The organism is Chryseobacterium panacisoli (assembly GCF_008274625.1).
GTDB lineage: Bacteria > Bacteroidota > Bacteroidia > Flavobacteriales > Weeksellaceae > Chryseobacterium > Chryseobacterium panacisoli.
Genome location: NZ_VTRU01000006.1, coordinates 219,507 through 243,897, shown reverse-complemented (window position 1 = coordinate 243,897; position 24,391 = coordinate 219,507). Strand labels below are relative to the sequence as shown.

Here is a 24,391-nt window from a genome sequence, read left to right as displayed (position 1 = left end):
CAATGCATCGTTTTTTTATATTTTTATACTATCTGATTTCCAGAAATAAAATCCTATCTGTACTTACAGCCTTAGGAATTGCTGTTTTTTGCCTGTTTTTTGCATCAAAGATCAATTTTGAGGAAGACATCAATCAGATCATTCCTAAAAATGAAAAATCTGATCTTACGGCAAAGGTTCTTAAACAGCTTAATTTTTCGGATAAGATTATCGTTATTATAGAGAATAAGTCCGGTGAAGACAGCTTCCAGCTTTCAGAAACGGCAGATACTTTTTTGCAGAAAATAGAACCTTTACAGAAATATATCGGTTCCGTTCAGGGTAAAGTGAATGATAATGAGATTTCAGAAACATTTGATTTCGTCAGCCAAAACTTACCCTTATTCCTTAATGAAAACGATTACAGGGAAATAGACCGCAAACTTCAGAAAGACAGCATTGCCAAGCAGGTAGAGAATAATTATATCTCGTTGGTTTCTCCAACAAGTCTTGTTACAAAGGAATTTATAAAAAAAGATCCTTTGGGACTTACTTTTTTAGGAATTAAAAAATTAAATGCCTTAAACATCAGCAAAGATTTCAAGCTTGAAGACAGCTATATTGTCACCAAAGACGGCAAAAATCTGTTACTTTTTATTGACCCAAAGAATAAAAGCAATGACACGAAAGCCAATGAAGTTTTTGTCGACCAGCTCAACTCAATAAAAGACGGCATTAATAAACAGTTCAAGGGAAAAACAGAAATCAGTTATTTCGGTTCTCCGGTGATTGCCGTGGCGAATGCCAAACAGATCAAAAAAGACATTCAGAATACGGTAGTTATTTCTATGACTGTACTTCTGGTGCTTCTTATTTATTATTTCAGGAATTTCTTTACACCTATCATTGTCTTTTTACCAACGGTATTCTCTGTACTTCTTTCCTTATTGGTTCTTTATTTTATTAAAGACAAAATTTCAGCAATTTCTTTAAGTGTAGGTGCTATCCTGATCGGAATTACAATAGATTATGCCCTGCATATTCTTACCCATTACAAGCACAACAATAATATTGAGGAGCTTTATAAAGAAATCACCCAGCCTATTATATTGAGCAGTGCAACGACAGCTGTTTCTTTCCTGTGTCTGGTTTTTGTACGTTCAGAAGCTTTGAAAGATCTGGGACTTTTTGCTGCCATCACCGTTATTCTCTCTTCAGTTTCAGCATTGATTATTGTTCCTCAACTGTATAAACCCAAAGAAAAAGGAGAGCACCTCAACACGAACTTCATAGACAAGATAGGGTCTTATCCTTATGAGAAAAACAAGCCTTTGATTATAGGGTGTTCTGTCATTATTCTTGCCTGCCTGTTCGGATTCAGACATGTAGGTTTTAATGAAGATATTGGCGATCTTAATTATATTCCAAAAGACCTGAAAATCAGTGAAGCCAAATTACAGAAGCTTTCTGATATTACTTCAAAATCAATTTACACCATCTCTTATGGAAATTCTGAAGAGGAGGCCCTAACCAGAAACTCCGCGTTAAGCAGCTTCCTTGAAAAAGAGAAAAAAGAGGGAAAAATACTAAGCTACAACTCCATTGGAAGTGTTGTTCTTTCAGAAAAAGACCAGCAAAAAAAGATTGAGAAATGGAACAGCTTCTGGAATGATTCTAAAAAGAGTCAAACTATTTCGGAACTGATCAATAATGGGAATAAATTTGGATTCAACGGTTCAGCCTTTGACAATTTCAATGAAGTTCTGCATAAAAACTATACTGCATTGAGCCTGAAAGACTATGAAAAGGTAAAAGCTCTTCAGATCTCAGAATTCATGAGCAATGAAAATGGTTTTTACACCGTTTCAAATGTAGTAAAAGTAGACGAAAATAAAAGAGATGCTTTCATTAAAGATATTGAAAAGAAACATGACGCTCTTGCAATTGACCGCCAGCAGATGAACGAAAATTTCCTCGGCTTGCTGAAGAGAGACTTCAATACGCTGATCAATTATTCTCTTTTAGCCATTGTTCTGACAATTATTGTATTCTTCAGAAATCTTGAACTAACAATTCTCACCATGTTCCCGATTGTTTTAACGGGAATTGTAACAGCCGGAATTCTTTATTTCTTAGGATTAGAACTCAATATTTTCAGTACCGTAGTATGTACATTGGTCTTTGGAGTGGGAGATGACTTCAGTATCTTCCTGACGCAGGCCATGCAAAAAGAACATACAACAGGAAAAAATGAATTACCCACCTACAGAACATCCATTATTCTTGCAGTTTTCACTACCATTCTTTCCATTGGATCTCTGATCTTTGCCAAGCATCCTGCACTCCATTCATTAGCATTAGTTGCCCTGATCGGAATGTTCTCTGTGATTATTATTACTTCTACCCTATATCCTTTTTGGTTCAGATTATTCATCACCAATCGGGCGAAGAAAGGGCTGTCACCTATTACGCTCAGATTATTTTTACGGGCTGTATTTTCATTTTTATATTATGGATTAGGTGGATTGGTATTTTCAGCTTTCGGAAGTTTATTTATTAAAAATGCCAAAGGAAAAACATTGGACATCATCAAACTGATTCTGGCTAAGTTTTTAACATCAGTACTTTATTTAACACCTTTTGTAAAGAAAAGGGTCATTAAGAATACGAGTGAAGATTTCAGTAAACCGGCCGTTATTATTGCCAATCATACCTCTTTCCTGGATACTCTGGCCATTGCCATGGCTACCCATAAAATTATCTATCTGGTGAATGACTGGGTGTATGAATCTCCTGTTTTTGGAAAACTGGTAAAAGCACTGGGCTTCTATCCGGTTTCCCAGGGAATTGAGAACGGAATGGATAAGCTGAAAGAAAAAATTGCACAGGGATATTCTCTTGTTGTTTTCCCTGAAGCAGAACGCTCCTATACCAATGATGTCAAAAGATTCCATAAGGGAGCATTTTATCTTGCGGAGCAATTCAGCCTGGACGTCCTTCCACTTTACATTCATGGCAATTCCGAAGTATTACCGAAGGGGGATTTTATTATTTACAATGGAAGCATTACCGTGAAAGTAGGCAACAGAATAAGCAAAGATGATATGAGCTTCGGCAACACCTATTCTGAAAGAACAAAGAAGATCAATGCTTATTTCAGAGAAGAGTTTGCAAAACTGAGAGAAGAGATCGAAGATGAGAATTATTTTAAAAATAAATTATTCCTGAGCTATCTTTATAAAGACAGTGAGGTGGTAAATGAAGTAAAAGAAGACTTTAACACCAAAAAATCAGTATATTTCGAACTGAATAAGCATATTTCCAATGAAGCCAACATCCTTCATATGGCAGATGACTTCGGACAGAAAGATGCATTATTAACTTTATATCAGGCCAGCCGAAGGATTTTTTCTCTCATAAAAAGTGATGAAAAAAGAGCGATAGCTGCACACAGCTATCTGGTAAAAAGAAGAAAGATACAGTATATAAAAGACCTTTCGGAAGTGACTAAAAAGATTGATGTTCTTTTGATCTCACATGATCATTTTAGCTTCAATGATATTCAGATTCTCCCTGAGACCGTTATTTTTGTCAACACAAAGAATGCTTCGTTTGAAAATGATAATTATATACTGGAATTTAGTTCTGAATCATTAAAAGTATTTAAAACTAAATAATAAATATGAAAAACATACTTTTGTAAACGCTAAAGAAAACTAATGAAGAAAAATATACTTGTCATATATTATTCACAAACCGGACAACTCGAAGATATCGTGAGAAACATAGCCAAACCTTTTGAAGATAAAAAGGAAGCTTATGATATTACGTATTACAACATTCAGCTAAAGGAAGATTTTCCTTTTCCCTGGCCAGGTGATGTTTTTTTCAATACCTTTCCGGAGTCTTATTTACAGATTCCAAAAGAAATCCTCCCTCCTTCGGAAGAGATTCTGACCAAAAAGTATGACCTTATTCTTTTCGGATATCAGGTATGGTATCTCACACCATCCATCCCTATCATTTCATTTTTAAAGAGTGGCTATGCAGAGCGCATCCTTAAAGATACCCCTGTAGTCACCATCTCCGGAACCAGAAATATGTGGATGCTTTCCCAGGAGAAATTAAAGGTATACTTAAAAGATTTACAAGCTAAACTTGTGGGGAATATTGCATTGGTAGACAGACATGACAATTATACGAGTGTCTTGACCATTCTGCGATGGCTCACAACAGGTCAGAAAGAAAAGTCAGGGATGCTTCCCGCTGCAGGGGTTTCCGATGAAGAAATTGCAGGCTCAGTAAAGTATGGCGAGATTATTGAAAGACATTTTAATAATAATGACTTTAATAATTTACAGCCGGATCTCGTTAAAAACGGAGCTATTGAAATTCGTGCGTTTTTAGTACGGGTAGAAAAGGTAGGAAATAAAATTTTCACAGTATGGTCTAATCTGATTATAAAGAAAAAAGAGAAACGCCCATTGCTGATAAAATTCTTTAAGGTATATTTGATGGCAGCGATATGGATTATCTCACCTGTCGTTTTGGTTTTACACCTGCTTACAACCCCTATATTTTGGTTTAAAAGACAAAAACAAAAAAGATATTTACAAGGAATTAATTTAAAATAGAATGTACGACGTATTTATAACAAAAGCATCAAAATACTTACCCAATGAGCCGGTAGCGAATGATGAAATGGAGACTTATCTTGGGCTTATCAATGATGCGCCATCTAAAGCAAAATCACTTATCCTAAGAAATAATAAAATCACGACCAGATACTATGCCTTAGACAAAGAAGGAAATCCTACACACTCTAATGCGCAGCTTACTGCAAAAGCAATTGAAGGGCTTTTTGATGAAAATTTCAAAAAGGAAGATATGAAATTATTATCCGTAGGAACTACTTCACCAGACCAGATACAGCCTTCTCACGCTTCTATGGTGCATGGTGAACTGAACATCGGAAAATCTATTGAAATTAATACTTCTACAGGTCTTTGCAACTCAGGGATGAATGCGCTGAACTATGGGTTCCTTTCTGTAAAAGCAGGCGTACAGGAAAGTGCTGTATGTGCAGGTTCCGAAAGAATGTCTGCATGGATGACTGCTGACAAATTCAACCATGAGGCTGAGAATTTAAAATTACTGGAAGAAAGACCTATCATTGCTTTCAAAAGAGAATTCCTGAGATGGATGCTTTCCGACGGTGCAGGTGCTTTCCTGCTGCAAAACAAACCGAGAGAAACCGGTATTTCTTTAAAAGTAGAATTCATTGATTTCTATTCTTATGCACACGAAATTGAAGCATGTATGTATGCCGGATGTGACAAACTGGAAGACGGAAGCCTGAAATCATGGGCAGATTACCCTTCTGATGAATGGTTGAAGCAATCTATTTTTGCCATCAAACAGGATACTAAAATCCTTGATAAATATATCCTTGTAAAAGGAGCGGAAAGTCTAAGATCTTCTTTTGACAAACATAATTTAGATCCGGAAAAAATCGACCATGTATTGGCTCATATTTCTTCAGGATATTTCAAAGACGGGCTGAAAGAAGAATTTGCTAAAAAAGGAATGGATTTCCCGGCTGAAAAATGGTTCTATAACCTTTCTGAGGTTGGAAATATCGGAGCTGGATCTATATTTATTGCTCTTGAAGAACTGATGAATTCCGGGACATTGAAAAAAGGAGAAAAAGTACTTCTTTGTGTTCCTGAAAGTGGAAGATTCGCCTATTCTTGTGCTTTATTAACAGTTTGCTAATGGAAAACAAACTGCCTACATCTGATAAAGATTTTGTAGAAAGCCTTATTCCACAAAGGTTTCCTTTTGTGATGGTACATGAATTATCAGAATATTCTGAAAGCCATCTTTTATCCGGTTTTGAGATTAAAGAAGACAATCTTTTCATTCAGGACGGATTATTTCAGGCTTCCGGGCTTATTGAGCATCAGGCACAGAGCGTTGCACTCCACACAGGATATAAATATTATCTGCTGGGAAAAGAAGCTCCAACCGGGTATATTGGAGCCATCAAATCTTTTGAAGCTGAAACACTTCCCAAAATAGGAGATCAGTTGAAATCTGAGGTAACCATCCTCAATGAAGTAATGGGTGTAACCCTTGTGGATATTGTTACAAAACTAAACGGTGAAGTGATTGCAAAATCTCAAATGAAAACCGCTGTAAAATAAACTGGAAATGGAAATAAAGGAAGAGAATATCATCAATATACACAACTTTTTACCGCATCGCGAACCGATGCTTATGGCAGACTATATCCTGGAACTGACCAAAGAAAAAGTAGTGACTTCCTTTGAAATAAAAGAAGATAATGTCTTTGTTCACAACAATGAGTTTGTAGAAGCCGGATTAATCGAAAACCTGGCACAAACGTGCTCTTCTATTCTTGGGCAAAGCTTTTTTGAAAATCCTGAAGCAGATACTAAGGTAATAGGGTTTATTACCAATATCAAGAAAATTGAGGTTTTTGCCCTTCCAAAAGTGAATGATAAAATCATTTCCAAGGCATCTCTGATTTCACAATTTGAAAACATATGCCACATCTTCTGTGAAACATTTCATAATGATGAATTATTGATCAGGGCGGAAATCAACCTGTTTATTCAGGAGGTAAAATCGTAAAGATCAATTCAACATATTATAAAAAGCTGTACAAAATGTGCAGCTTTTTTATTCTATATATTAATCTTAAATGGATTTGTGAATATTTGTGCAATTCATTCGTGCCATTTATGTTTAAAATATAGGTTTTGGCTAAAGCCCATACCTATTGAATTGATTACAACTACCTTACAATAAAAAAACATTTTTTTATTTATTTAAAATCAAAAAAAACACAGAAGAATACAACTGAAAACCAATGAAATACAAATTATAAACATCCTCACAATAGGAATTATTTCACGTGAAACATTACTAAAATCCGTGAAACTCTGATCATCAGGAAGAAACAGTTTTAAACTAAAAAACAGACCTTTTCTCTTTCACTATAGATTTTCACTTAAAGATTTTCTATAAAACAGTAAAATAAAATTAGGTTTTACATCATTACATTGGTAGCATAGTCTTTGATATAATTTGATATAACCTCTGTGTCAAGGTAATAACGCTCTCAGATTTAATATGATTTACATATAATGTATTTTCACTATTTTAGCCACCTGATTATAAGAATCAAAAAACAGGTGAAGATTTTTCATCTGGAATCTAAAAAAAATGTACATTATTTAGATGAAAAAACAAGACTTACCTCAAGACGAAAGTAATCTGAAATCCGCCAACATGACTGAAGTTCTGTATGTAACGGATGAGAACGATAATTACACCACAGCAAACAGTACAGGCTGGGATGCCAAGAAAGCTGCTCTGGATGAATCTATGGAACTTATTCATGAAAGAATTGAGGAAGCAAAGCAAAATGTTGCCAATAACACGGCAAGCCCTATCGCCTATTTTATGGAACTGAATAAAATGGATCTGGGTGTTCTTGCTTCTTATGTAGGAATGTGGCAATGGAGGGTAAAAAGACATTTTAAACCCAAGATATTTAAAACATTAAGCGAAACTGCACTGAAAAAATATGCCGATGCATTCGGAATTTCGGTGGATGAATTAAAAAACTTCAACGGAAAATAAATGAAATAAGGCTATATATAATGCCTGTTCCATTTTCCAATGAAAAGATACAATCAGCAAATGAAATTAAACTTTGAACACCATCAGACTGCGCATTGCGAAAACGGTGTTGCTTCTAATCTACTGCTTAATAAAGGCCTGAAACTAAGTGAGCCAATGATCTTCGGGATCGGTTCCGGGCTGTTTTTTGTCTATCTCCCTTTTTTAAAGGTGAATTTTGCTCCGGGCTTCAGCTACCGTCCGATGCCGGGTGCTATTTTCAGTAAAGCAGCCAAAAGATTAGGAATTAAAATTAAAAGAGAAAAATTCTCAAATCCTAAAGACGCTCAACAAGCTCTTGAAAGAAATCTTGAACAAAATATTCCTACAGGACTTCAGGTGGGTGTTTTCAACCTTACCTACTTTCCTGAAGAATATAAATTTCACTTCAATGCCCACAACCTTGTGGTATACGGAAAAGAAGACGGGAAATTCCTGATCAGTGATCCTGTAATGGATTATACAACCACCCTTTCCGAAGCAGAATTGGAAAAAGTAAGATATGCCAAAGGAGCACTTCCTCCGAAAGGTCATATGTACTATCCTATTTATGTTCCTGAAAATGTAAATCTTGAAGAAGCCATTAAAAAAGGAATCAAAGATACCTGCAAAAATATGCTGGCACCGGTACCGCTTATCGGGGTAAAAGCAATGAGATGGGTGGCAAAAAGTATCCCGAAATGGGCAGAGAAGAAAGGAACAAAAGTGACCAACCATTATTTGGGGCAACTGATCAGAATGCAGGAAGAAATTGGAACCGGAGGCGGAGGTTTCAGATTTATCTACGGAGCATTTCTTCAGGAAGCATCTGTGATCCTTAAAAATGAGGAACTGAAAGAATTATCTAAAGAAATCACCTCTATAGGCGACCTTTGGAGAGATTTTGCCGTGGATATTGCACGAGTTTACAAAAACAGAAACTCAAAAAGCAATATCTACAATGAACTTTCAAAAACGATGCTGCATATTGCAGATCTGGAAGAAGCTTTCTATAAAAAACTGAGAAAAGCGATCTGATATGGCAGAAAATATGATCGAAATCAAAAACTTATATAAGAAGTACAAAAATTCTGATGAGTTTTCTGTAAATGATATCTCTTTGAATATCAGCAAAAATGAAATTTACGGAATTCTCGGACCCAACGGAGCTGGAAAAACGACTTTGATTTCTATGCTTTCGGGACTTATAAAACCTACTTCAGGACAATTTACCATCAATGGTTTATCTCCACATTCAGATGGATTCAAAATAAGACAGATTATCGGAATTGTACCTCAGGAATATGCACTATACCCAACTCTTACGGCCAAAGAAAACCTGATGTTTTTCGGAAGTCTGTATGGCTTGAAGCACAACTCGCTTAAAAAAGTAATTGATGAATCGCTGGAAATCATGGGGCTTTCAAAATTTGCCAATAAACAGGTAGGGCAGTTTTCTGGAGGTATGAAACGACGATGCAACCTCATCGCCGGTACACTTCACAATCCTAAAGTTTTATTCTTAGATGAACCCACTGTAGGAGTAGACGTTCAGTCTAAAAAAGCAATTATTGACTACCTTCTGGATTTAAACAAACAGGGAACCTGCATTATTTATACTTCCCATCACCTTTCGGAAGCGGAAGAATTCTGTACAAAAATTGCCATTATCGACCATGGGAAAATTCATGCGGTAGGAACACCTGAAGAACTGGTGAACAGAGTAGCGAGTGCTGAAAACCTTGAAGATGTTTTCATTTCATTAACCGGAAAAGAACTGAGAGATGTTGTTGTATAAACTGTGGAGAAGCTTCATTAAGGAAATTCTTCTGCTAAAGAGAGATATCGGAGGAATTGTCATCATCTTTGTGATGCCTTTGCTTTTGATTGTAACCATTACCCTTATTCAGGATTCTACCTTTAAAAACCTTGAAGGATCAAAAATTCCTATCATTTTTATTGATCAGGATCAATCTGAAGTTTCAAAAAATATAAAAGCTGAGCTGGAAAACAGCAAAACATTCCAGCTGCTGACCAATTTCAATGAAAAATCTGCCCAGGATGCTGTTTTTTCCGGAGATTATCAGATGGCGATCGTCATTCCTGAAAATCTAACGAAAGATTTAAATTCCAATATTGACTCTAAAGTTCAGACCATTGTAAGCTCATTCGGACTGGAAGGAGATTCTGCAAAAGTAAAAACAGCTGCTCCAAAGGCCAAGGAAATTCATTTGTACTTTGATCCTGCCACCAATGCAGGATTCAAAAACTCGGTGATGAATTCTGTCAACAAAATGGTTTTTGAGATTGAAAATAAAAAGATTTACAAAGCATTTCAGGATCAGCTGGGAACAACAGAAAACCTTGATGAAAATAAAAACCTGATCAGCTTTAAAGAAATCACCCCAAAGAAAGGAGAAATGGATGTAATGCCGAATTCCGTTCAGCATAATGTTCCCGCCTGGACTCTTTTTGCGATATTCTTTATTGTAGTCCCTTTATCCATTAATCTGGTGAAGGAAAAAAGCCAGGGAACAAGTGTAAGAGCAAGAATAAGCCCTACTCCGTATTTTGTACATATTTTAGGAAAAACATTTACTTATCTTATCATTTGTATCATTCAGTTTTTACTGATGGTTGCGGTGGGTATTTATCTTTTCCCTTATATGGATCTTCCGGCTTTTGATGTTTCCGGAAAAATGTTCCAGCTTATCACCGTAACGCTGTTTGCAGGATTGGCGGCCATTGGATTTGGAGTTTTATTGGGAACTATTGCTGATACACAAGAGCAGTCTGCCCCATTTGGAGCAACCTCTGTAGTGGTTTTGGCAGCTATTGGTGGAATCTGGGTTCCTGTATTCTTAATGCCGGAATTCATGCAGACCGTCGCAAAATTCTCCCCTATGAACTGGGGACTGAATGCTTACTATGACATTATTTTAAGAAATAGTGGTATTGGTGGAATAGCTAAAGAATTAGCATTCTTACTACTATTTTATCTTGCCACCGTAGCGATTTCCATTTTTTACGAAAGAAAACAAAATGCAGTCTAAAGAAAATATATTAACCTGTACTGAAGAAGTAAGAGTACGATTCAACGAGACAGATCCACTGGGAATTGTCTGGCATGGACACTATATCGTGTACTTTGAAGATGGTAGAGAAGCCTTCGGGCGCCAGCATGGTCTGACTTATCTTGACATTCAGAATGCAGGATATGTGACACCCATTGTAAAAAGTACCTGCGAACATTTTCTTCCTTTAAAATATGGGGAAACCTTCAGAATTGTAACAACGTATGTAAATTCGATATCCGCCAAGCTGATATACAAATATGAAATCTTCAACAAAGAAGATCAATTAGTTTGCAGCGGAGAAACAATCCAGGTATTTCTGGACAGCAACGGAAGCTTATGTCTGTACAACCCGGAATTTTTTCAAAACTGGAAAGATAAAATGGGATTATCATGAGGAAAGAAATTTATATCACAGACTATAATTGTGTAACTCCTTTAGGCTTCAATGTGGATGCTAACTGGAACGCTCTTTTGGAAGGAAAATCGGGAGTTGCTTTACATAAAATCATAGACAATCAGGATGCTTTTTATGCTTCCATGATTGATTCTGAAAAACTAAATGAAGAATTCAACAGATTCTTTGTTCAGAATACGATTGATTTTACAAGGCTTGAAAAAATGCTTCTTTTAAGCTTACAACCTCTTGTTGAAAACCACTCAGTATCAGAAGATACAGCCTTTATTCTGTCTACCACAAAAGGAAATATCAGTCTTTTAAAAAATCAGGCTGTATTACCGGAAGGCGTTTATTTATCAAAATTAGCACAAAAAGTAGCAGATTTTTTTGGATTCAAAACAAAGCCTATTATTGTTTCCAATGCCTGTGTTTCTGGGGTAATGGCAATTTCTGTGGCTAAGAATATGATTCAGGCAGGAAAATATAAAGACGCCTTTGTCATTGCGGGGGATGAGCTTTCTGAGTTTGTTATTTCAGGATTCAATTCATTTCAGGCGATTGGATCAGGACCTTGTAAACCTTATGATAAAAACAGAGACGGAATCAATATTGGTGAAGCTGCAGCAGCTGTTTACATCACTTCATGTCTTTGCGAGGAACAAAGTGACGAAGCTATCTCACAAAACGAAAAATTTAGGTTTAAAGTTCTGGGAGATTCTGCAGTCAATGATGCCAACCATATTTCCGGGCCTTCAAGAACAGGAGACGGTTTGTATGCCAGTATCAGAAATGCTATGGATGAAGCGAAGGTTTCTCCTGAAGAAATCGACTTTATTTCTGCCCACGGAACGGCAACTTTATATAATGATGAAATGGAAGCTATTGCCTTCAACAGAATGGAACTTCAAAACGTTCCGCTCAATAGTATGAAAGGCTATTATGGACATTGTCTGGGTGCATCAGGGCTTCTTGAAAGTATAATTTCTATGGAAAGTGCTATTCATAACACTCTGCTTCCCTCAAAGAATTTTGAAGAAATGGGAGTAACTCAGCCTTTGAATATTATCAAAGAAAATCAATCTGCAGACATCAGATTTATTCTAAAGACAGCTTCCGGTTTTGGAGGATGTAATTCGGCTGTTGTACTTGAAAAATGTTAAATTGAAAGTGATGAAGAAAATAAACAGCTGTACCATAGAACATTCAAAAATAACCGTTGACGGAAATCTTATTTTTGAAAGTCAAAGCGAAACCTTTCAGGAATTTGCCAAAGAAGCTTATAAAAGCTTAGATCTCAGCTATCCCAAGTTTCATAAAATGGATAACCTGAGCAAGCTGGCCTTTCTTTCCGCTGAAACAATTTTGAAAGATGAAGATCACAGCAGAACGGCCATTGTTTTTGCCAACAGATCATCCAGCCTGGATACGGATTTCAAATATCAGGAAAGCATCAACGATCAGAATAATTTTTACCCAAGTCCGGCAGTGTTTGTCTATACTCTACCCAACATCTGTGTTGGAGAAATCAGCATTAAGCACAAAATGCAGACAGAAAATGCTTTTTTTGTTTTGGACGAATTTGATGAAAAATTTTTAAATGACTATTCTGAACAAATCCTGTTATCCGGAAAAGCTGACAAAGTACTATGCGGCTGGGTAGAATTGTATCAGGAAAATTATAAAGCTTTTGTATATTTGCTAACCTTATAGAAATGTAACAATATAACAGTGTAATGATGTAATGATCTTCATGATATACTGAAACACTGATAAACAACTTAATTATGGAAAACTTAAAAACAGAATTGAAACACAAAATTATTGAAGTTCTTAATCTTGAAGATGTATCTGTAGAAGAAATCAAAGATACTGATCCGTTGTTCGGAGGAGGATTAGGGTTAGATTCTATCGACGCTTTGGAACTGATCGTTCTTCTTGATAAAGACTACGGAATAAAATTAGCCGATCCTAAAAAAGGAAAGGAAATCTTCCAGTCTATTGATACGATGGCTAAATTTATCGAAGACAACAGAACAAAATAAATTAATATAACAATCTAACAGTGTAGCAAGTATAAGTAAATTGTTAGTTTGATACATTGTTAGATTATTTAATACCATGAGTCAAAAAATTGCCATAACAGGAATGGGCATCATTTCCTCCATCGGAAACAATGTGGAGGAAAATTTTATTTCATTACAAACCGGAAAACACGGAATTTCAGATATTGAAATGTTTGAAACCCGACATGCCGGAATCATTAAAACGGGTGAGATAAAATTATCCAATGAAGCACTTGTAGAAAAACTTCAGCTTGATGAAGACAATAATGTTACAAGAACGTCTTTACTGGGAATGATCGCTGCAAAAGAAGCTGTAGAAAGCGCAGGAATTTCAGAAATCAACAGCTGCAGAACCGGGCTGATCTCCTCTACCAGTGTAGGAGGAATGGATATTACTGAAAAATATTTCTACTCTTACGAAGACTTTCCTGAGAAACAAAAATATATTGATGCTCATGATGCCGGAAATTCCTCATTGGCAATTGCTGATTATCTGGGATTAAAAGGCATGGTTTCTACCATCAGTACAGCCTGTTCATCGGCAGCCAATGCTATTATGATGGGCGCTAAACTGATCAAAAACGGAGTTTTGGACCGTGTCATTGTCGGAGGAACAGATTCTCTTTCAAAGTTTACATTGAACGGTTTCAATACCCTGATGATTCTTACGGATTCATACAATACTCCTTTTGACAACAACAGAAAAGGATTGAACCTTGGGGAAGCAGCAGCTTTCTTGGTCCTTGAATCTGAAGAAATGGTCAAAAAAGATAACAAAAAAGTCCTGGCTTATCTTTCCGGATATGGAAATGCCAATGATGCACACCATCAGACCGCTTCTTCCGAAAACGGACAGGGAGCGTTTTTAGCCATGCAGCAGGCCCTGAAAATCTCAGGATTAAATAAAGAAAATATAGATTATATCAACGTTCACGGCACGGCAACTCCTAATAATGATTTGTCAGAGGGTATTGCCATGATCAGAATCTTCGGAGAAAACCAGGTTCCTGAATTCAGCTCTACAAAAGCATTTACAGGACATACTTTAGCAGCAGCAGCAGGAATTGAAGCTGTATTTTCAATCTTAGCGATGCAAAACAGCCTTATTTTCCCGAACCTGAATTTCAAAACTAAAATGGAGGAATTTGATCTTACTCCTGTTACCGAGCTGAAAGAGAAAAACATCAATCATGTACTTTCCAATTCATTTGGGTTTGGAGGAAACTGTTCAACTTTAATTCTTTCAAAATCATGAGTACAGTATACATCAACAGTGCATCCTGTATCTCCGTTCAGGACACTTTAAACGAAAATATCCTTCAGAACCTTACCCCTGAGAGTTCTTCAAATATCATCAAAGCGATAGAACCTAACTATAAAGAGTTCATTCCACCAGCCATGATCAGAAGAATGTCCAAAACGGTAAAAATGAGTTCTGTAGCTTCACATTATGCTTTAAAAGAAGCAGGTATCGAACAGCCGGATGCCATTATTGTAGGAACCGGAATGGGCTGCTCCCAGGATTCTGAAAAGTTTCTGAAAAATGTAATAGACAATCATGAAGAGTTCCTTACGCCTACCTTTTTTATTCAGTCTACTCACAACACGGTAGCAGGGCAGGTTGCTCTGGGACTACAATGTCATGCTTATAATTTTACCTATGTAAATACTTCTTCTTCACTGGAATTTTCATTATTGGATGCTCAGCTTCAGATCAATGACGGAGAAGCAGAAAATGTGCTTGTGGGTTCTACAGACGAACAGACAAACAGAACAATGGAGCTTTACTGTTTAAATAATACGATTAAAAAAGAAACAGATCTTCCCGTTGACTACCTAAAGTCCACTACCAATGGAGTGGTTTGGGGTGAAGGCGCCAGCTTCTTTGTTGTAGGAAAAAATAAGACTGAAAGTACATATGCAAAACTTAAAAACATTAGTATCAGTAACAAAGTAGAGTTGAATGAAGTGCAGGATTTTATCCAAAATTTCTTAACTCAAAACAATCTTTCAGCTCATGATATTGATGCTGTTATCTTAGGATTCAGCGGAGATGCAGATTCTAATGTTTATTATACCAAAGCAATGGACGTGTTTCCGGACTCATCTTTGCTTTATTACAAACATTTGAGTGGAGAATTCAATACAGCCAGCGGTTTTTCAACATTTATGGCCTGTCATATCCTTAAGGAACAGCAGATCCCGGAAATTATGATGATCAATTCTGAGAAAAAGGAAAGTGTGAAAAATATACTTCTTTACAATCACCTGGCAGGTAATGATCACAGCTTGGTATTATTGGAAAAGGCATAATTGTTGAAATTGAAAATTATACAGTCTGTTTGTCATTCAGAGCGAAGCGTGGAATCTAGATTAGTCTAGTCTTCTGCGGAGTGGCAATGGTATACAATAAACATTATGACCATACAACTCATAATAACAAGTTCAATATAAATAAACCTCAGCAATGAAACACTACCCCTTCATCCTGTTCTATCTCTTCTGTAATGTTTTTATTTATGCATTCCACGGAAGTTTTTGGGTGTATCTGTTTTGTTTTTTTGCATTTTCTGCATTGGTGGTTTGGGGCTCATTTGACATTGAACTGGGATATTTTGTCAACAGTATTACTCATAAACGCACAAAGACCAAAGAAGTTGCCCTTACTTTTGATGACGGTCCAACCGAGTTTACGCCAAAGTTTTTAGACTTGCTTAAAGAACATCAGGTAAAAGCCACCTTCTTCTGTATTGGAAAGCAGATTGAAAAATATCCGGAAACGTTTCAGAGAATCATTACAGAAGGTCATATTATTGGAAATCATACGTTGTCACATTCCAATTCCACAGGATTTTTATCTACTTCAAAAATGATTGAAGAAATTGAAAAATGTGATGCAGTTATGAAGAATGTTGGAAATACCAGCACCTCTCTCTACAGACCGCCTTTCGGAGTGACGAATCCTAATATTGCAAAAGCGATCAAAAGAACCCAGAAAGTAAGCATCGGGTGGAATGTCCGGTCTTTAGACACCATCATTGATGATGAAAAGAAAATCTACAGCAGAGTCAGTAAAGGCTTGAAAAAAGGAAGTATTATCCTGCTCCACGATACATCAGAAAAGACCTATCGTGTGCTGGCAGATTTATTAGTATTTTTGGAGGACAAAAAATATTCAACCTTTACTGTTGATACAGTGATAAATTCAAATAAAAATGATTAAAAATATTGTTTTCGGAGCATTCTTACTGGTTTCCGGTTTCTTTTTTGCCCAAAACACGGCTATGTCAGGAGCTGAAGCCAAAGCATTTGTATCGAAGGTTTCTTCGGATACGAAAGAAATTAAAACCTTGCAGAGTGATTTTACCCAAACGAAAAAAATGGACTTTCTGGATAAAAGCATTGTTACCTATGGGAAGATGTCATTGCAGACTCCTAATATGCTGAGCTGGAAGTATACAAAACCGTATCAGTACAGTATTGTTTTTAAAAGCAATAAGATTTTCATCAATGATCAGGGAAAAAAATCGTCTGTAGATGCCAAGAGTAAAACATTTGAAAAAATAAATAAGCTGATTGTAGGAAGCTCAAACGGAACGATGTTCAATGATCCTGAATTTACGGTAACGTATTTTAAAAATGGGAATTACAATGTGGCGAAGTTTGTTCCTAAAACATCTCAATTGTTGAAATACATCAAACAGATCGAGCTGTATTTCCTGAAGAACCAATCAACGGTTTCCCAGGTGAATATGACCGAGGCTTCCGGAGATACTACGAATATTGTTTTCAAAAATACAAAAATCAATGCTTCAATTCCTGCGTCAGAGTTTACTTTATAGCCTGATTCTGGTACTGGCTGTTTCCTGTAAAACGTACAAGTTAACAGAAGCTAAACCTGTTCCCTCTTCTGAAAAGATGGTCGAAAACTTATACTTTTCTTCAGGCGAAGATTATGTATACAAATGCCAGATGGACATCTATAAAAACCATGTGAGCGGAATTCTTATTATCAAAAAACTGAATGAAACGACACACCGCGTGGCTTTAACATCAGACTTCGGGAATAAACTGATTGATTTTGAGATTTCTGATGATAATTTCAAGCTAAATTACGTCCTTCCTGATCTGGATAAAAAAATAGTGATCAATTTTCTGAAGAATGACTTTCAGCAGCTTCTGAAAAGAGAGTATCCTGTGAGCGAAAGTTTTGAAAGTAATAATGCTAAAATCTACCTTTCAAAAATTGAGAATAAAAAATATTATTTATTCTTCAGCAAAGAAAACAACTTACTAAAACAGATCATTTACACGAAAAATAATAAGGAAAAAATCGATTTTACTTTTGATGCAAAAAAAACTATCTTCGCGGACAGCTTAAACCTACAACACAAAGACTTTAAGATCAACATAAAACTATTTCAAATAACCGAAACGGAATAAATTTCACATGAAAAAAATATATTTCTTATTTTTTGCACTTTTCACCGGTTTATCTTTTGCCCAGGTAACTTTCAATCCGGGAATCAGAGTGGGTGCGAATATTTCACATATATCTGACGGACCTGCATATGAATCCTTTTATTATAATGATAATCAGGGCTATCACTATGGAACCAATGCTTACGACATCAAATCAAAAGTAGATTTTTATATAGGTTTCCAGGCAAACATCCGATTTGCAAAATTCTACGCTCTTCAACCGGAAATTTATTATACACGCCAGGGAGCAAAATTTGAAAGCCAAAATCCAGCCGTTTCTTCTAAAACAGTTACTCTTTCTTATGTGGGAGGAGCAGTAGTGAATAAATTCTATTTTGATAAGTTTAATATTCATTTTGGTCCTACTTTGGAACTTCTTACAGATCATAAAGAGATCGAATCTCCTATTGATGTAGATTTGGGACTATTATTTGGGGCAGGTTATGATATTACAAAAAATATAGGGGTTGAAGCCAGAATTAAAAAAGGTTTTGTACATATTAATAACGACAATACCAACGTAACATTCCAGGCGGGAGTATATTACACATTTAATCTTAAAAAATAAGATCATGCAAACCATTCTTACAGACTTTTATACGCTAACATCCCATGAGAAAGCAGAAGACGGAAAGTTTACTGCTCACATCCATCTTAATAAAGACCACGATATTTTCAAAGGACACTTCCCTGGAAATCCGGTAACTCCCGGTGTTTGTATGATGCAGATCATTAAAGAACTCACCGAGGAATTTACAGGTTCAAAATTATTCTTAAAAACAGCATCCAATGTAAAATTCATGGCGATCATCAATCCTTTTGAGACCCCTGACTTACAACTCCAGCTGGATATTAACGAAAGTGAAGATGATGTGAAAGTAAAAAACATCACTTCTTTTGGCGAGACTATTGCATTAAAATTGTCTGTAAGCTATAAAAAATTATCGTCATGAATCTTATCTTATCCTTCATAACAGCATTTGTTTTTTTCTTTCAGTCTGACCTTGAAACGCTGAGAAACAGCTATGCTAAAGCCAACGAGTCTAACAGTAATACACAAAGCTTCATTGAAACTGCGGAAAAACAATCCGGTTCTGATGCTGTGACCGTAGGCTATAAAGCGGCAGCGAAGATTATGGAAGCAAAAATTACCAAAACTAACAGAAAATCACTGGTAAAAACCGGCGCCACAAGTCTTGAAGCTGTTATCAAAAGTAATCCCAGCAATGCGGAACTTCGTCTGATCAGAATGAGTGTTCAGGAAAACATTCCTAAAATTGTTGGATATCGCGGAAGCCTGAAGGATGATAAAGCATTCCTTCTGAATAATTACAGCAAACAGAATGCAGCATTAAAGGGCTACATCAAAAAGTTTGCAATGCAGTCTAAAACCATTACAGAGGCTGAAAGAGCCAGTTTAAAATAAAATAATGTCCCTTGCTGAAGTACAAAATGCAATTTCTGAAAAGAAGATATGCGTTTTAATACCTACCTACAATAATGAAAAGACTCTGAATAGAGTTATTGACGGCGTTCTCAATTACACCGAAAGTATTATTGTGGTCAATGATGGCTCCACGGATTCTACCACTCAGATTCTTTCCCAATATCCTCAGATCAAGATTATCTCTTTACCGGAGAACAAAGGAAAGGGAAATGGGCTAAAAACAGGTTTTAGAGCAGCAAAGAAATCAGGGTATGATTATGCCATCACCATTGATTCAGACGGGCAGCATTATCCGGATGATATTCCTGTGTTTGTAGAGGCTCTTCTTCAGGAAAAAGAAGAAGTTCTTCTGATCGGGAACAGAAATATGTCTCAGGACGGTATTCCCAAGAAAAGCAGTTTTGGAAACCGTTTTTCCAATTTCTGGTTCTGGTTTGAAACCGGCATAAAGCTGGAAGACACACAGTCTGGCTACAGGCTTTATCCTTTACATAGAATTCCAAAGAAATATTTCACTCCTAAGTTTGAATTTGAAATAGAAATCATTGTAAGGACTGCATGGAGGCATGTTCCTGTAAAGAATGTTCCGATCAAAGTTTTATATGATCCGGCAGAACGGGTTTCACATTTCAGGCCTTTTAAAGATTTTACGAGAATCAGTATTCTGAATACCATTCTGGTAACCATTACTTTGCTTTACATTATTCCGAGAAATTTCGTGAATAATTTCAAAAAAAAAAGCTTTAAAAAGTTTATCCAGGAAGATGTTTTAGAAAGTGACGGAAGCAACCGTACAAAGGCATTTTCTATTGCACTGGGGGTGTTTATAGGTCTTTCACCGTTCTGGGGATTTCATACCCTTCTGGTCATCAGTTTATCTGTGCTTTTCAAACTTAATAAAGTCCTTGCATTTGTGGCCTCCAACGTAAGTCTTCCACCTTTTATTCCTTTCATTATTGCGGCTTCTCTATTTTTAGGAGCTCCATTTGTAAGTGGTGACAGCGATATTCTAAGCCAGGATTTAAACTTTGAACTGATTAAAAACAATCTGTTGCAATATATCATCGGCAGTTTTATCTTAAGTACCACGCTTTCTGCTATTGCGGGGGTAACTTCTTTTCTGTTTCTGAATAAAGTAAGCCCGGAAAACAAATAAAAAAAGCCCGGAACAAAGTTCCAGGCTCATCACAATTATTTATTATAATTTCCTATTTAGAAACAATAATCTTCTGAGAGTAATCAATTGAATCGTTACTAACTTTTACAATATAAGCACCATTGATCAGTTTTTCTGCACTGATGATATTCTGCTTGTTAAGATTGATGGCTTCCTTAGAAATCAGCTTTCCTGTGAAATCAAAGATAGAAACTGTAGTGATTCCTGATAACTTTAAATCAGATGGAGTTTTTATCGTGAATTCATTTCTTACAGGATTTGGATAGATCGATATTCCTTTAGAATCGTTAATTTCTTTTACGGCTAGTGTAGCACATTCCGCAGGAATAGTAAAGTCTTCTACCTGATCACTCATGTCTGCCAAAGGCTGATTTGCACCAAATTCCAAGCCGTTAAGAGCACCTGCAGAAGCATTTACCCCTAACCCTCTTTTAGCAAAAGTAGTCCAGATCATACATTTATTCTGTCCTCCTGTAGAGGCCTGGTCAGCAGCAAGAATAGCATCTCTCCCCTGTACAAATGTAGGATTACATGGCTGTAATTTAAGAGCATCCATTACCAGCTGTAAAACTCTTGCACTTCCGCTGTTCGGATCTGCAAGAACGTTACTGTTATATCCATATTTATCTACATATTTCCAGTTAAGATCCCAAAGCATAGAAGCCCAGATAAACCCGATACTGTGAACATCCGGCACTGTAATAGGAATTCCGGAGATAGATGTGCTTATCTTCATCCCGTTCGTACGTCCATAAGTATAATCATTGATAGCAAAATCAGGTGAGTATTTTGCTGGTCTTATTCCTAATCCTGTAGTTGATTCCCCTGAAACATAAGTCCCTACACCTCTTGCCATGGTAGAAGTATCACCAGGTCTGGTTGTCATCATCAAAGCGAAGAAATCCGACCATCCTTCTCCCATCTGCTCATTAGATGAAATATAAGATAAACATGAACTTCCAGTTCCGGTAAGACGATTGGAAATACCGTGCCCATACTCGTGGCTGATTACTCCATTATCTAAACTCGCATCTTTATAAACTGCGGTTGTTTTTAATGTTGCATTTCCTACAATACCGTTAGTTAGATCATTCACCAGAAACTGACCTTCTGACAGACCTACCATAATTGTAGGAATTGTAATCGTTGCATCTGTTCCTCCTAATCCTATAGGTGTATTACTTGAAGGATGGTATTGTATAACTCCTACTGCTCCTGCATTTTGTAAATTCTTTGTTTTAACAGAAAAATTACATCCTGCCGCACTTACCACAGCAATCTTTCCAGTAAGACTTCCGGCAGTAACTGCAGTACATGCGTCAGCTGGAGTTGAAAGCGCAAGATCTCCCGTCACAGGTGGATTACCCATAATCTGAGGACCAAAATTCGCAGTAGTAGCTATTGGAGCTCTGGCAGTATAAGTGGATGGTGAATTATAATAAAGATATCTTACATTTCCGGCAGGTGAAAAAAGGAACATCTGCATTCTTCCGCTTGTTCCATCAGCTCCTGGATTAAAGTTAGCATTATTTAGACCGCTGCCATCCCTTGATTCGGCAAGAACAGGATCGTTACCTGCACCTCCGTTTCCAAAATTATTTACCTGATAATTTCTGGCAGATTCGGTAAATCCGAACTTATAAAATACATCATGCATTTTATTTGCGTTGTAGAACAGATTGGTTACTGCTGCTGAAGTATAGGTTGTATGTGCAGCCGTTATATCTAAAGGAAAATCAAATGTTCTGCTGGCCCCTCCATCAGGAGAGAATTGTGGAGTATTGAGATTCGCCTCATCAGTGTATGCAAATGCATTATTCCCTCTTGTTATGGTGTAATGGGTGGTGCCGTCAGAATGCCATCCTTCTGGTGAAGCTGTCAGATCCCATGGATTTGTAAGCAGTGTTCTGGCTCCAAATGTAGGTGCTTCCGTAGGAAATGCAAAAACATTATAAGAAGCATTATCCGGAACTAATAAATTTGCTGAATTCTGAAGGTTTGCAGCTGCTATGTTGGCAGGGAAAACAGCTTGAGTATTTTGTAACGGTGAACCGGCGTGATGGTCGAACGATTCATCGTGAAAACTACATGATAAAGTCGTATTTTCCTGGTATAAAATAGTACCGTCTTCTGTACTTACGATGGTATTCCATACGTTACCAGTTCCTTTTTCTTCAACATAAAACTGATACCCAAGGATCAATTCTCCTCCTTTTGCAAAATAAACAGCATTCACTGCTATCGGACTTTCTTTGCCATCAATATTCTTTACGGAAGACAATCCGTTCAGTTTTTGAATGGTATTTGCTACCAAAGCGTCTTTTCTGTTACTTTCTTTTCCTTTAATAGCAGAAGGATAGTTCTTAATAAAGGTATCCGCAAAGTTTAAAACTTTTCCGTCTCTGATTAAAACATTGGCAGAACTTCCGAAAACAGGAATTCCGTTAATTGTTTGCTGTATGCCTACAACATCCCCATGTAAGCTCTTTGAGGGATCTACGTTAATAACTTTAAATACTTTCAGTTCCGGATTAACTCTCTGGAACGATCCCTGAGCGGAATTAACATAATCCTTAATTGTTTGCTCATATTTTTGAGCAGATACTATACCTGCACCAAAAATTGAACAAAATAGCAACAGCTTAACACTTAGTCGAATTTTTTTCATTTAGATTACTTTTAACAAATATTAATATATTAGATTTAAGAGTTAGTAGAGATTTAATCCAAAATGTTACACATTTATGTAATATTTATTTGAAAATATAAATTCTATCAAACTAACCTATCTATTTTATACCAATTTGCCAAAAGAACCTTAAGTGCTATTGCAGAATAAACCTTGTAAGATCTTTCAAAAACTGTTCATCAACTTTTCCTTTTGTTTCATAATCTTTTGGAGATGGTTTTCCGGAACCTGCAATGAATAAATGGCTTAATAAAGGATAAAACTTAAAAACGGCTGTTTTATCACTCTTCAATGTTTCTTTCCAAAGGTTGAAATCTTTCTCGGTCACCTGATAATCTCTTCCTCCCTGTGCAAAAAACATCGGAGCTTTAATTTTTTTAACCTCATTAAGCTGGTTGTATTTCTTTAAATATTGCCAATATGCTGCTGGCTGACCCAAAGGAAGTTCAGATGCAGGTGAGTTTAGAGTAAAATTCTCTGAGTTTAAAAATGCCACCTGCTTTTTTATTTCCTGAACAGCTTCCGCAGGAACTTTAACGGGATCCATAGTATGAAGATATTCGTACTGTTCTATTAATAAATCCTGTAGTGGTCTTGCGTTCCCAGCCATAAAAACATATTTTGAAACCTGTGCTTTTTTTGCAATTTCAGGCATCATATAAGCTCCTTGGCTGTGTCCCAAAATGATAATCTGATATCCTTTATAATCTGCATTATTTTTAAAATAATTGGCGGCATTTACCGCATCATTAATAGTTTCTTCTTCTACAGTAGACTTTTCATTGAATGTTTCAGGATTTGAATATGATCTTTTATCATATCGGTAGGAAGAAATTCCGTTGCTTAAGAGGTATTCTGCAATGTCTTTGAAAGGTTTATTTTCACCGATGGTTTCATCCCTGTCATGAGCTCCGGAGCCATGAACGAAAATAACCAACTTCTTTTTATCGTTGGAAGGAGGAACCCATAATGTCCCATTCAGTTCAATACCATCACTTTTTATTTTCAATGTAGTTTTTTCATCCGGTTTCTCAAATGTTTTGTGAGGAACTAAGAAGAAACCCAGCATTTTATTATTCTCACCGAAAGTAAGCTGAACATCGAGTTTCGTTTTCTCAAATTCGGAATAGTAATAGTAGATATTTCCTTCATTGTTTACTTCAAGAATATTTTTCAAACTTCCGATCTGTCCCTGAAGTTGTTCTGTAATGGCCTTAAGTTGATCTACCGGAATCTGTCCTGCCACTGAAGCGTCAAAATAAGAATGTGCTTTTTCAATATTTTTATCTACCAATAAAGTTTTGATGAAAGTATTTCCGATCTCTTTTCTGTCCTGAGAAAATGATAGTAGAAAACATACGGTAAAGAATAGGGTTAAAAGTTTTTTCATG

General features: G+C 36.4%; 24 protein-coding genes. 22 read left to right on the top strand and 2 right to left on the bottom strand.

The annotated features are described in order from the left end of the window. The first annotated feature begins 2 nt into the window (after positions 1–2). The 22 genes from FW781_RS20105 (at position 3) to FW781_RS20000 (ending at position 20,290) form a co-directional block, all read left to right on the top strand. A complete protein-coding gene (locus tag FW781_RS20105; RefSeq protein WP_149389055.1) occupies positions 3–3,656 on the top strand; it encodes an MMPL family transporter in 3,654 nt (1,217 codons plus the stop codon). 42 nt (positions 3,657–3,698) lie between these two features. Then, positions 3,699–4,613, top strand: a complete 915-nt coding sequence (locus FW781_RS20100; protein WP_149389054.1) for a dialkylrecorsinol condensing enzyme DarA — start codon at positions 3,699–3,701, stop codon at positions 4,611–4,613. A 1-nt stretch (position 4,614) separates the two neighbouring features. Further along, complete coding sequence (locus FW781_RS20095; protein WP_149389053.1) at positions 4,615–5,754, top strand: beta-ketoacyl-ACP synthase III; 1,140 nt, start codon at positions 4,615–4,617, stop codon at positions 5,752–5,754. Continuing rightward, on the top strand, positions 5,754–6,185 hold the full coding sequence (locus tag FW781_RS20090; RefSeq protein WP_149389052.1) for a hypothetical protein: 432 nt from the start codon (positions 5,754–5,756) through the stop codon (positions 6,183–6,185). Before FW781_RS20095 ends, FW781_RS20090 begins: the two co-directional genes overlap by 1 nt. 7 nt (positions 6,186–6,192) lie before the next feature. Continuing rightward, positions 6,193–6,636, top strand: a complete 444-nt coding sequence (locus FW781_RS20085) for an ABC transporter permease (RefSeq protein WP_149389051.1) — start codon at positions 6,193–6,195, stop codon at positions 6,634–6,636. Positions 6,637–7,245: 609 nt separating this feature from the next. Then, positions 7,246–7,650: a hypothetical protein gene (locus FW781_RS20080; protein WP_149389050.1), complete on the top strand. Its 405-nt coding sequence runs from the start codon at positions 7,246–7,248 to the stop codon at positions 7,648–7,650. Between the two features lie 60 nt (positions 7,651–7,710). Further along, positions 7,711–8,706 (top strand): BtrH N-terminal domain-containing protein, encoded by a 996-nt coding sequence (locus tag FW781_RS20075; protein ID WP_149389049.1) that lies wholly within the window; start codon positions 7,711–7,713, stop codon positions 8,704–8,706. Between the two features lies 1 nt (position 8,707). Beyond that, positions 8,708–9,466, top strand: coding sequence for an ABC transporter ATP-binding protein (locus FW781_RS20070; RefSeq protein WP_149389048.1), 759 nt, complete (start codon positions 8,708–8,710; stop codon positions 9,464–9,466). Next, positions 9,453–10,721, top strand: a complete 1,269-nt coding sequence (locus FW781_RS20065) for an ABC transporter permease (protein WP_149389047.1) — start codon at positions 9,453–9,455, stop codon at positions 10,719–10,721. Before FW781_RS20070 ends, FW781_RS20065 begins: the two co-directional genes overlap by 14 nt. Then, positions 10,711–11,139, top strand: a complete 429-nt coding sequence (locus tag FW781_RS20060) for an acyl-CoA thioesterase (protein WP_149389046.1) — start codon at positions 10,711–10,713, stop codon at positions 11,137–11,139. Before FW781_RS20065 ends, FW781_RS20060 begins: the two co-directional genes overlap by 11 nt. After that, positions 11,136–12,302: a beta-ketoacyl synthase N-terminal-like domain-containing protein gene (locus tag FW781_RS20055; RefSeq protein ID WP_149389045.1), complete on the top strand. Its 1,167-nt coding sequence runs from the start codon at positions 11,136–11,138 to the stop codon at positions 12,300–12,302. The genes FW781_RS20060 and FW781_RS20055 overlap by 4 nt, the downstream gene beginning before the upstream one ends. 10 nt (positions 12,303–12,312) lie before the next feature. Continuing rightward, positions 12,313–12,852: a 3-oxoacyl-ACP synthase gene (locus FW781_RS20050; protein WP_149389044.1), complete on the top strand. Its 540-nt coding sequence runs from the start codon at positions 12,313–12,315 to the stop codon at positions 12,850–12,852. Between the two features lie 74 nt (positions 12,853–12,926). Continuing rightward, a complete protein-coding gene (locus FW781_RS20045) occupies positions 12,927–13,184 on the top strand; it encodes a phosphopantetheine-binding protein (protein ID WP_034692439.1) in 258 nt (85 codons plus the stop codon). 76 nt (positions 13,185–13,260) lie between these two features. After that, positions 13,261–14,460, top strand: a complete 1,200-nt coding sequence (locus FW781_RS20040) for a beta-ketoacyl-[acyl-carrier-protein] synthase family protein (RefSeq protein ID WP_149389043.1) — start codon at positions 13,261–13,263, stop codon at positions 14,458–14,460. Beyond that, on the top strand, positions 14,457–15,518 hold the full coding sequence (locus FW781_RS20035) for a beta-ketoacyl synthase N-terminal-like domain-containing protein (RefSeq protein WP_149389042.1): 1,062 nt from the start codon (positions 14,457–14,459) through the stop codon (positions 15,516–15,518). The genes FW781_RS20040 and FW781_RS20035 overlap by 4 nt, the downstream gene beginning before the upstream one ends. Before the next feature lie 154 nt (positions 15,519–15,672). Next, positions 15,673–16,428, top strand: a complete 756-nt coding sequence (locus tag FW781_RS20030; RefSeq protein ID WP_149389041.1) for a polysaccharide deacetylase family protein — start codon at positions 15,673–15,675, stop codon at positions 16,426–16,428. Then, positions 16,421–17,047, top strand: coding sequence for a LolA family protein (locus tag FW781_RS20025; protein WP_149389040.1), 627 nt, complete (start codon positions 16,421–16,423; stop codon positions 17,045–17,047). The genes FW781_RS20030 and FW781_RS20025 overlap by 8 nt, the downstream gene beginning before the upstream one ends. Continuing rightward, complete coding sequence (locus tag FW781_RS20020) at positions 17,013–17,648, top strand: hypothetical protein (protein WP_149389039.1); 636 nt, start codon at positions 17,013–17,015, stop codon at positions 17,646–17,648. The genes FW781_RS20025 and FW781_RS20020 overlap by 35 nt, the downstream gene beginning before the upstream one ends. Before the next feature lie 7 nt (positions 17,649–17,655). Next, a complete protein-coding gene (locus tag FW781_RS20015) occupies positions 17,656–18,255 on the top strand; it encodes an outer membrane beta-barrel protein (RefSeq protein ID WP_149389038.1) in 600 nt (199 codons plus the stop codon). A gap of 4 nt (positions 18,256–18,259) precedes the next feature. Continuing rightward, positions 18,260–18,640: a 3-hydroxyacyl-ACP dehydratase gene (locus tag FW781_RS20010; protein WP_149389037.1), complete on the top strand. Its 381-nt coding sequence runs from the start codon at positions 18,260–18,262 to the stop codon at positions 18,638–18,640. Further along, positions 18,637–19,113 carry a hypothetical protein gene (locus FW781_RS20005; protein WP_149389036.1) on the top strand — a complete coding sequence of 159 codons (477 nt, stop codon included), beginning with the start codon at positions 18,637–18,639 and terminating at the stop codon, positions 19,111–19,113. The genes FW781_RS20010 and FW781_RS20005 overlap by 4 nt, the downstream gene beginning before the upstream one ends. A gap of 4 nt (positions 19,114–19,117) precedes the next feature. Next, positions 19,118–20,290 carry a DUF2062 domain-containing protein gene (locus tag FW781_RS20000; RefSeq protein WP_149389035.1) on the top strand — a complete coding sequence of 391 codons (1,173 nt, stop codon included), beginning with the start codon at positions 19,118–19,120 and terminating at the stop codon, positions 20,288–20,290. Positions 20,291–20,342: 52 nt separating this feature from the next. Here FW781_RS20000 and FW781_RS19995 read toward each other — a convergent pair whose 3' ends face one another. After that, on the bottom strand, positions 20,343–22,979 hold the full coding sequence (locus FW781_RS19995; RefSeq protein ID WP_149389034.1) for a T9SS-dependent M36 family metallopeptidase: 2,637 nt from the start codon (positions 22,977–22,979) through the stop codon (positions 20,343–20,345). Positions 22,980–23,136: 157 nt separating this feature from the next. After that, positions 23,137–24,390, bottom strand: coding sequence for an alpha/beta hydrolase (locus FW781_RS19990; protein WP_149389033.1), 1,254 nt, complete (start codon positions 24,388–24,390; stop codon positions 23,137–23,139). Position 24,391: the final 1 nt, after the last annotated feature.